This is a genomic window from Parafrankia sp. Ea1.12, from assembly GCF_900465275.1.
Lineage (GTDB): Bacteria > Actinomycetota > Actinomycetes > Frankiales > Frankiaceae > Parafrankia > Parafrankia soli.
On record NZ_UBIZ01000226.1, the window covers coordinates 1 to 9,250 of the forward strand.

The window sequence follows — 9,250 nt, forward strand, 5'->3', positions numbered from 1 at the left end:
GAACTTCGGTGGCCAGGGCTGGCAGGGCTCCGGGCCCCGCCCGCCCGCGCACCAGGCCCCGCCACGGCCGCCCATGGGCGGCCACCGCCCCCAGCCGGGACCCCCGAACCGCAACAACCGGACGCTGATCCTCGCCGCCGTCGCCGCCGCCGTGGTCGTGGTGCTGACCATCGGCCTCATCGTGGGCCTGTCGGGCGGCAGCAGCAGCGACGACAGCGGTTCGGGCCGCGACCAGGTGTCGGTGCTCCCGGTCCCCGGTGTCGCCTACACCGGAACGCCGGTGACGGTGCAGGGCCTCAGCCCGTACAGCGTCGCGATCGACCCGCAGGGCACGCTGTTCATCACGAGCCTGTCGTCCGACCGGATTCAGAAGGTCGCCAGGACCGGGGAGGTCTCCGACCTCGCCGGTACCGGCGCGGACGGATACAGCGGCGACGGCGGCCCGGCCACGGCCGCCAAGCTCAACGGCCCCGGCTCCGCGGTGCCGGACAAGAACGGCAACATCTACATCCCGGACGCACAGAACTACCGCATCCGGAAGATCACCCCGGACGGGATCATCAACACGATCGCCGGCACCGGCACCGCGGGCTTCTCCGGCGACGGCGGCCCGGCCACGGCCGCCCAGATCAACAGCGCGGAGAAGGTCGCCATCGGCCCGGACGGCTCGATCTACATCGCCGACTACGACAACCACCGCATCCGGAAGATCACCCCGGACGGGATCATCAACACGATCGCCGGCACCGGCCTCCAGGGCTACTCCGGCGACGGCGGCCCCGCCACCGCGGCCAAGCTGGACGGCCCGAACGACGTCGAGCTGGGTGACGACGGAACGCTCTACATCGCCAACCTCGGCAGCAACACCATCCAGAAGATCACCAAGGACGGGATCATCACCACGGTCGCGGGCAACGGGCAGAAGGGCTTCTCCGGCGACGGCGGCCCCGCCACCGCGGCCCAGCTCTCCGTCCCGTCGGTGTCCCTCGGCAACGGCGGGGAGATCTACATCGCCGACTACGGGAACAACCGGGTCCGCAAGGTGGACCCGAACGGGACGATCACCACGATCGCCGGCACCGGGGCCGAGGGTTCCGGCGGCGACGGGGGCCAGGCCGCGGCCGCCCAGTTCAACGAGCCCAGCTCGGTCGCCGAGGACGCCGACGGCGCGCTCTACATCGCCGACTCGGGCAACAACCGGCTGCGCCGCATCGCTCCGGACGGGACGATCACGACGGTCGCGCAGTAGGGCGGCGCGGAGATGACCCGACAGCGAGCAGTGCACGCGGCCCGGCGGGGGGCCGTCACGTGACATTCGTCGACACCAACCGCGTCGCCGCGGCCCTGACCGGATACGAGCTCGGTGGCGAGCTCGGCCGGGGCGGCTTCGGTGCCGTCCTGGCCGGCCGGCACCGGCTGATCGACCGCGACGTCGCCGTCAAGGTCCTGCTGGAGCCGGGCGGCGACGGCCACAGCGGCAGTGATGGCGACCTGCGCGGGCGGTTCCTCGCCGAGGCCCGTGTCCTCGCCGGGCTGGACCATCCGCACGTCGTGCGGATCTACGACTACGTCGAGCGCGACGGCCTGTGCCTGCTCGTGATGGAGCAGCTCACCGGCGGCAGCCTGAAGAACCGCGGCCCGGCCATGCGCGACCCGCGGGCCGTCTGCGCGATCGGGCTGGCCGCGGCGAGCGCGCTGGCCGCCGCGCACGACCGGGGCGTGCTGCACCGCGACATCAAGCCGGACAATCTCCTCTTCACCGGGGACGGCATCCCCAAGGTCACCGACTTCGGCATCGCCAAGATCCTCGAGACCACGGCGGCGACCACGACCGGCCTCGTCGGCACCCCGCGTTACATGGCGCCGGAGCAGATCACCGGGAGCCGCCTCGGGCCGGGCACCGACCTCTACTCGCTCGGCGTCGTCCTCTACGAGCTGCTCGCCGGACGGACCCCGTTCCCGTCGGGGCTGACCGTCCCCGCGCTGCTGCACCACCACCTGTCGGTGGCCCCGCTGCCGCTGGTCGAGGCGCCGCCGCCGCTGGCGGCGGTGATTCTCTCGGCGCTCGCCAAGGAGCCGGGGTGGCGCCCGCCGACGGCCCGCGACTTCGCGCTCGCGCTCGCCACGGCGGCGACCACGGTCTTCGGACCAGGCTGGCTGACGGCCAGCGAGGTGCCGGTGCGGCTGCCGGACGAGATCCTCGCCGCCGCCGGCCACACCCAGGGGACCACCCCCACCCCAGGAGAACTCGCCGCGCACCTCGGACGGCCTCAGGCCGGCCGGGGCGGACCGCCACCCACCGGCCCCATGGGCCACTTCTCGTCTGGCCCGGGCGGGCCTGGCTGGCCATCCGGGCCAGGTGGGCCAGGTGGGTCAGGTGGGCCATCCGGGCCGGGTGGCCGGGGCGGCTCCGGTCCGTACGCGACGCTGGCACCCACCGCGGTCGATCAGGCCGGCGCCGGCGGCCGGCGGGCGGGTGGCGGACGGCGGCACGCGAACGGCGGCCGGCGCGGCCCGCGGCGCCCGACGGCGCTGATCGCCTCGGTCGCCACCCTCGCCGTCCTCGCCGCGGCGATCGGCATCGGGTTCTGGGTCTCCGGGTCCGGCGACGATCCCGACCGCCCTGCCTGGAACGGCGCCGCCGCGGAGGTCAGGGGCCTCTACACCACCGAGGGCATCGACGTCGGTCCGGACGGCTCCCTCTACGTCGTCGACGGCGGCGGCTCGTCCGGCCAGGGCCAGGTGCTCCGGCTCGGCACGGACGGCGTGGTCACCCGGATCGCCGGGGTCGGCCCGCCCGCTCCCGTGCCCAGCGCCACGGCCACCGGCAGCGCGACGGCCACCGGCAGCGCCAGCCCGTCCCCGTCCCCCACCCCCGTGCTCGGCGACGGCGGCCCGGCCGTGGCCTCGAACCTGATCGGGCCGGCCGGGGTCGCGGTCGGCCCCGGCGGCGAGGTGTACATCGCCGACAGCGACGATGGCCGCGTCCGCCGCGTCAACGACGACACGACCATCACCACGGTCGCCGGCGCGGGGCCGGGCACCGGCTTCGGCGGCGGAGCGGGCCGCGCCGTCGGCGCGAAGCTGTCCGGTCCCTCGGCGGTGGTCGCCGCCGAGGACGGCACCCTCTACCTCACCGCCGGCTACCGCGTCCGCAAGGTGACCACCGATGGCCTGATCTCGGTGGTGGCCGGCAACGCCGACGAGTCGGGTACGGCCGGCGACGGCGGGCCGGCGGTGAACGCCACCCTCACCTCGCCGTCCGGGCTCGCACTCGCCGACGACGGCACCCTCTACGTCGCGGACAGCAGCGCCCACACCGTCCGCAGGATCACGAAGGACGGAAAGATCACGCTCGTCGCCGGCAAGCCGGGGCAGTCCGGGTACGAGGGCGACGACGGGCCCGCGGTCGACGCGCTGCTCGCCTCCCCGCAGGACCTGGCCCTCGGCCCGGCAGGCGAGCTCTACATCGCCGACACGTACAACAACGTGATCCGGATGGTCACTCCGGACGGTAAGATCACGACGTTCGCCGGCAGCGACGAGTCCACCGCGGACGACGCGGACGGCGCCCTGGCCACCGAGACCCGCATCTCCTCCCCCACGGGGCTGGCGGTCGACACTTCCGGCGCCGTGTACGTGAGCGAGGGCAGCTACGGTGTCGTCCGGCGAATCGCCCTCGACCGCACCGTGACGACCGTTCTGCGGCAGGCGGAGGAGTAAACAGTCCGGGCGAGGTGCTACGGGCCGGGCGGGGATGGACGAGACAGGCAGGATGTTCGATCGGCGCGGGGCGCTGCGGCTCGCCGGGGCGGGCCTGGTGGCGCTCGGTACGGGTGGGCTCGGCGCGGGCCTCGCCGGCTGCGGCGGCGACGACAACGGCGAGCCGACCGAGCGGGACTGGAGCCGGCTCGCCGACCGGCTCTCCGGCCGGCTGGTCCGGCCCGGCGGCGCCGAGTACCCCACCGCCAGCCAGCTCTTCGACCCGGCCTTCGACCGGATCCGGCCGCGGGCGATCGCCTACTGTGCCTCCCCGGCCGATGTGGCCGCCGGTGTGGCCTTCGCCAGGTCCACCGGCATCCCGTTCACCGCCCGCGCGGGCGGGCACAGCTACGGCGGCTACTCGACGACGAGCGGCCTGCTCCTCGACGTCTCCACCCTGAACGCGGTGCACCCGGGAATCCGGTCAGGGATGGGCGGCGCGACCGGCGGCACCGGAACCCCCGGCTCCGGGATCGCGACGATCGGCGCCGGCGCCCAGCTCGTGGACGTCTACGCCCAGCTCGCGGCAGCGGGCGCCGCGCTACCGGCCGGCTCCTGCCCGACGGTCGGGATCGCCGGGCTGACGCTCGGCGGCGGGATCGGGGTCGTCGGCCGGCGCCACGGCCTGACCTGCGACCGGATGCTCGCCGCCGAGGTGGTCCTCGCCTCCGGCGAGATCATCCAGGTGGACGGCCAACGCGACGCCGACCTGTTCTGGGCGCTGCGTGGCGGCGGCGGCGGCAACTTCGGCGTGGTCACGTCCTTCACCTTCGCCACCCACCGGGCGACCCCGCTGACCCTGTTCACCTACCGCTGGCCGTGGGCGGCGGCCGCCGCCGTCGTCGCGGCCTGGCAGGAGTGGAACCTGCGCCCGGGCGCACCGGACGAACTGTGGTCGACCTGTGTCATCACCACCGCGCCGACGCCCAACGGGACCGGGACGCCCACGATCCGGATCAGCGGCGTGATCAGCGAACCGCCCGGGGTTCCGTCGTCGGCCCGGGCGCTGCTGGCGGAGCTGGTCGACGCCGTGGGCAGCGCGCCGACGTCCACCTTCGCCGCCCAGCGGGAACCGCTGGAGGCGATGCTGATCGAGGCCGGCTGCTCGGGGCGGACGGTCGCGCAGTGCCATCTCGCCGGGCGGAGCCCGGGCGGGGCCCTGGAACGGGTCGCCCAGCTCGCCGCCTCGAACTTCCTCACCGAGCCGCTGTCCGCGGCCGGGTCGGAGGCGCTGCTGGGCGCGATCGAGAGCCGTCAGCGGGAGGCCGGTCTGCGCTCCGGCGGGGTCATCCTCGACTCCTGGGGCGGCGCGATCGGCCGGGTCGGGGCGGGGGAGACGGCGTTCGTGCACCGCGACGTGCTGGCCAGCGCGCAGTACATCGCCGGCTACGACGTGCGGGACAGCGCCGACCTGCGCCGCCGCAACGCCGAGTGGCTGCGGGCCACGGTGGCGGCCATGGCGCCCCATGTGTCGGCATCGGCCTACCAGAACTACATCGATCCGGAGCTCAGGAACTGGGCGGAGGCGTACTACGGGACGAACCTGCCGCGCCTGCGGTCGGTCAAGAGCGCCTACGACCCGGACAACGTCTTCCGCTTCGCCCAGAGCATCCCTCCTGCCTGATCGACCCGAGCGATCATTACTCCAGGTAACCGGACGGGACGGCTGGCTGTCGCTCCGAGCAGGGAGTCGACGTCAACCCGCCCGGAGCGACATGGATCAGTACACTCGTTGATCCTCCGGCCCGACTACTGGCTACGGATGGTCTAACCACTGTCCACTCTGTGTCTTCCGACACATGGCGGTGTTCGCGCGACGACAGGCGTTCCCGGCATCCGGGCGCCGCCCACGCCAGCCGGGTCCGGCGGCGGCCGGACGAAGGCCACACCCCCGTCGAGGACGCCACATCGAGGCACCGGAGGACCACCGGTAGGCCCGGCGCGGACCCCGCCGTGGCACGGCGGTTCCTCTTGCGACCGCTACTCGAAGTCAGTACACCTGTGCTGTCGGTAACCGCCGACGGTTACCAACAGCACCGGTCGCCGACGCCGCCGGCTGCCCACAGCTCCTCGGGAGGACCCACATGAAGCAACTGATCTGGCCGTGGGGTGTGACCATCTTCGTCTTGTTCTACATGGTCAACTCGCCGGGAGACGCAGCCGATGTGATCCACAGCGCGGTCGGCGCGCTGGGCTCCGTGGCCGACGGCCTCAGCAACTTCGTCTCCGACGTGGCCGTCTGACCCGCCCCGTTCCCGTCAGAAGTCGCGGGCCAGCGGACGGGTGACCGCGACGACCGTCGTCCAGTCCGACAGCTCCGAGAGCACGACCCCCCACCGTGCTCCCTTCGCTGCGATGACCTGCCCGTTCCCGATGTACATGCCGACATGGCCCGGAGCCAGGGCCGTTCCGTCCGAACCGGGGATGAACAGCAGGTCGCCGGGCTGCGGGTCGACTCCCGACACGCGCGGGCCGAAGGCGAGCTGGTCGGTGGTCACCCGGGGGATGGAGATGCCGATCATCCGGTAGGCGGCCTGGACGAGCGACGAGCAGTCCCAGGCTCCCGGTCCGGTCGCCCCCCAGACGTAGGGCTTGCCGATCTGGGAGCGCATGAAGTCGATCACCGGACCCAGCGCCTCGACGGAGACCGTCTCCCCGGTGTCGAGGGCGTCGCCGTACACCTGCGCCTGCGCCAGGATGGTGCGCACGTAGTTGCGCGTCTCCGGGTAGGGCGGCACACCGGCGTACGCGAGCACGGCACCGGGCCCGGCGTTGTAGGCCGCGAGCATCTTCTCCTGCCCCGACCCCGGGACGGACGCGACCGACGCAGCCACCGCGCAGTCGTAGCGCGCCGCGGCCGGGATGGCGTCCACCGGGTTCCACACGTCGCCGGTGCCGTGCGAGGCCCAGGTGCCCGGCATGAACTGGGCGATGCCCATCGCGCCGACCGGCGACTGCGCCCGGGGGTTGAACCCGGACTCCTGGCGCAGCTGCGCCGCCAGCAGTGAGGGCGTGACCTCGGGGCACCCCGCCGCGTTGGCCGCGTCAATGATCATTTGGACGTACTCCGCCGGGATGCCCTCGGAGTTGACGATCGTGCGGCCACCGATGTTCTTGTCGTCCAGGAAAGGCGCGGCGATCAGCAGGATCAGGACGGAGATCAGCAGGAAGGCTCCGGCGACGGTCACGAAGCCGCCGACGCCCAGCCAGACCAGCCAGCTTCTCCGCCGGCCCGATCTCAGCGCCATCCCAGCCGCCCCCGTCCGTCTCGCCGCTACCGGCCCGGCGCGTCGCCGGCGGCGTTCGCGAGGTCGGCGCCGGCAAGGCGCCAGGTGCCGTCGGTGCCGACGAGCATCGTCACCGCGGGCGTGGAGACGGTGACCTCGGGCGGCCCGTCACCGGTCACGGTCTCCCGGCGCACGTTGAGCAGGAGCGACACCTGCCCGGATGCGGTCGTGTCCGCGCCGCCGACGGGGGTCGCGGCGAGCACCGTGACGGTCGACCGCGTGCCGGCGGCACGCAGCTTGTCCCAGGCGGGTCCGGCCTGCGGGTCGGCGGCCGGACCGCCGGTGCCGGGCTCGCCGGAGGCCGGGGCGCCGGCGCCGGATCCGCTCAGCTCCGCGGCGAAATCCGGTGTCAGACAGTCACGGGCGCGTTCGACCCCGGCCGACGGGCCGGAGTCGGTCCGCGCGTCGAACGACTGCCACTTCGTGAAACAGTCCCGCGCCACGGAGACCGGGTCTGTGGGATCGACCGTGCTCTGAGGGTCGGCCGTCGCGGTGGCGAGCGGGGGGCCGGGGGCCTGGCTGGCGCCCGGCGGAGGCCCGGTGGTCGCCGAGGGTGGCGGTTGGGTGGCGTCGCCGATCGCCCCGCACCCGGCCGTGACCACCAGCAGCGACGAGATCAAAATCACGGAGGCCGCGGGTGCCCTAGACCGAGAGCAACCAAAGTGCCGATGCGGTGATTCTCTCTCGTTCCCGCGTGGTCTCACTCGTGGCCGTCCAACCAGTCACGAACCCGGCCGCGGCGGATCCGCCACTGATGCCCGACCTTGCGTGCCGGGATCGCGCGCTCCGACAGGAGCTTGAGCACGGTGCTCTCGGACAGCCGCAGCCAGGAGACCAACTCGTCGACGGTCAGCACGTCGTCGTCGTCCGCATGACGCGGCGGGCGGGGCGTCGTCGCAGGTGGAGCGCCCGACGCGGCGGGCGGGGCCATCGGCTCCGCGGTCCTGGAGACAGGCCGCGCGGGCATCCGCGCCGGGCGCGACGAGGCCACCGAGAAGCCGTCCTGCACCACCCAGGGCCCCTTTCTCAGCCGGCGATCGTCCGCCGGTACGCACCGGCGAGGGAGGCTAACACCGCAATGCCCGCCCTGGCGAGTCCCAACTGGCGCTTGTCATACTTGAACGGCTCGTGTTACATCGATCCGACCGCAGCCGAGAGCAAGTAACAGTAAGTAACCGTAACTGGCACCAACTAGCCCAGACCTGCAATCAGCCCAGACCTGCCAGGAGGGCGACGGCGCGTGAGCGATGTGCCACAGGCACCGTACGGCGAGGAAGGGGACGCGCGGCCCGTTTCGTTGATAGGTGCGCGAATCCCCTCACCTACGCCATCCGCGGCCAAGCTCCCGGCTCGCGATGGCGAGAGCGACGACCGCTCGGCGGCCCGAGCTGCCCGCCGTCGGAACCGTCGGCGCGGCGATCCCGACGATGTCTCCGCCACCGACGATGGTGACGGATCGTGGCAGGACCAAGCGTTCCATCTAGAGGATGCGGTGTCCGGCGACCCGCCCCCCGCAGGCCGGTCCGGCATATCGGGATCAGGCCGGACGGGCATGACCCGCGGCACCGCCCCGGAGCCGCGCGAGCCCGGGCAGCGTCGGGGGCGGCGCCTGCCGCGCACGCCGCCGGCAGCCGGGCCCGTCCCGCCGAGGTCGTCTGTTCCGCCCGGCACGCCCGTTCCGCCCGGCGACGCTGCCCGCGGCGGCCGCGCCGTGCCGCCCCGTTCGCCGCGCCCCGAATCGCCCAGGGCCGCTGACCAGGCACGGCGGTTCGACGCGGGCGCCGCGGCGGCGGTCGACTCGCCCGACGGCTCCCTCGACGGCTCCGCCCCGCCGCGCCGGCCGATGCTGCGCCGGGCCGCCACACCCCGCGCCGTCCCGCCGCCGGCGCCGATGGGCCGCAAGGACCCGAGCTTCCCGCCCGCGACCTCGGCCGCTCCGGGCACCCCCGGCGGCGCCGGAGCCACCGGGAGCCCGGGCTCGTCAGCCGGCTCGGGTGGGTACGCGGGTTCGAGCACTCCCGGTAGTGCGGCCCGTCCTGGTTCCGGCGGGTCAGGTTCCGGTGCTTCGGGTTCCGGTAGCTCGAGTGCCGGTGGTTCGGGCGCGATGCGGTCCGGTGGCGCGCGGTCCGGTGGAACCGGCCGGGCCGCCGGTTCGGCTGGGTCCGCAGCCTCGCGTTCTCAGCGTCCCGAGGCGCCGGAGG

Annotated in this window: 6 protein-coding genes and 1 pseudogene; 4 read left to right on the top strand and 3 right to left on the bottom strand. The window is 73.8% G+C overall.

Annotated elements, in window-relative coordinates:
• The 4 genes and pseudogenes from FMEAI12_RS08750 to FMEAI12_RS37060 form a co-directional block, all read left to right on the top strand.
• Positions 1–1,249 (top strand): annotated as a pseudogene (locus FMEAI12_RS08750) (serine/threonine protein kinase); the annotation flags it as partial.
• A 59-nt stretch (positions 1,250–1,308) separates the two neighbouring features.
• Positions 1,309–3,723: a serine/threonine-protein kinase gene (locus tag FMEAI12_RS08755; protein ID WP_112105632.1), complete on the top strand. Its 2,415-nt coding sequence runs from the start codon at positions 1,309–1,311 to the stop codon at positions 3,721–3,723.
• A 34-nt stretch (positions 3,724–3,757) separates the two neighbouring features.
• Complete coding sequence (locus FMEAI12_RS08760; protein WP_112105633.1) at positions 3,758–5,386, top strand: FAD-binding oxidoreductase; 1,629 nt, start codon at positions 3,758–3,760, stop codon at positions 5,384–5,386.
• A 460-nt stretch (positions 5,387–5,846) separates the two neighbouring features.
• On the top strand, positions 5,847–6,005 hold the full coding sequence (locus FMEAI12_RS37060; protein WP_165938629.1) for a hypothetical protein: 159 nt from the start codon (positions 5,847–5,849) through the stop codon (positions 6,003–6,005).
• A 15-nt stretch (positions 6,006–6,020) separates the two neighbouring features.
• Here FMEAI12_RS37060 and FMEAI12_RS08765 read toward each other — a convergent pair whose 3' ends face one another.
• From FMEAI12_RS08765 to FMEAI12_RS08775, 3 genes are all read right to left on the bottom strand, one after another.
• Positions 6,021–7,010, bottom strand: a complete 990-nt coding sequence (locus FMEAI12_RS08765; protein WP_112105634.1) for an NlpC/P60 family protein — start codon at positions 7,008–7,010, stop codon at positions 6,021–6,023.
• A gap of 26 nt (positions 7,011–7,036) precedes the next feature.
• A complete protein-coding gene (locus FMEAI12_RS08770; RefSeq protein WP_235013834.1) occupies positions 7,037–7,675 on the bottom strand; it encodes a hypothetical protein in 639 nt (212 codons plus the stop codon).
• Positions 7,676–7,749: 74 nt separating this feature from the next.
• Positions 7,750–8,061: a helix-turn-helix domain-containing protein gene (locus FMEAI12_RS08775; protein WP_235013835.1), complete on the bottom strand. Its 312-nt coding sequence runs from the start codon at positions 8,059–8,061 to the stop codon at positions 7,750–7,752.
• Positions 8,062–9,250 lie beyond the last annotated feature (1,189 nt).

Excerpts from the sequence above, each read along its gene's own strand:
- FMEAI12_RS37060 (WP_165938629.1), top strand. The coding sequence starts at position 5,847 with ATGAAGCAACTGATCTGGCCGTGGGGTGTGACCATCTTCGTCTTGTTC.
- FMEAI12_RS08765 (WP_112105634.1), bottom strand. The coding sequence starts at position 7,010 with ATGGCGCTGAGATCGGGCCGGCGGAGAAGCTGGCTGGTCTGGCTGGGC.
- FMEAI12_RS08760 (WP_112105633.1), top strand. The coding sequence starts at position 3,758 with ATGGACGAGACAGGCAGGATGTTCGATCGGCGCGGGGCGCTGCGGCTC.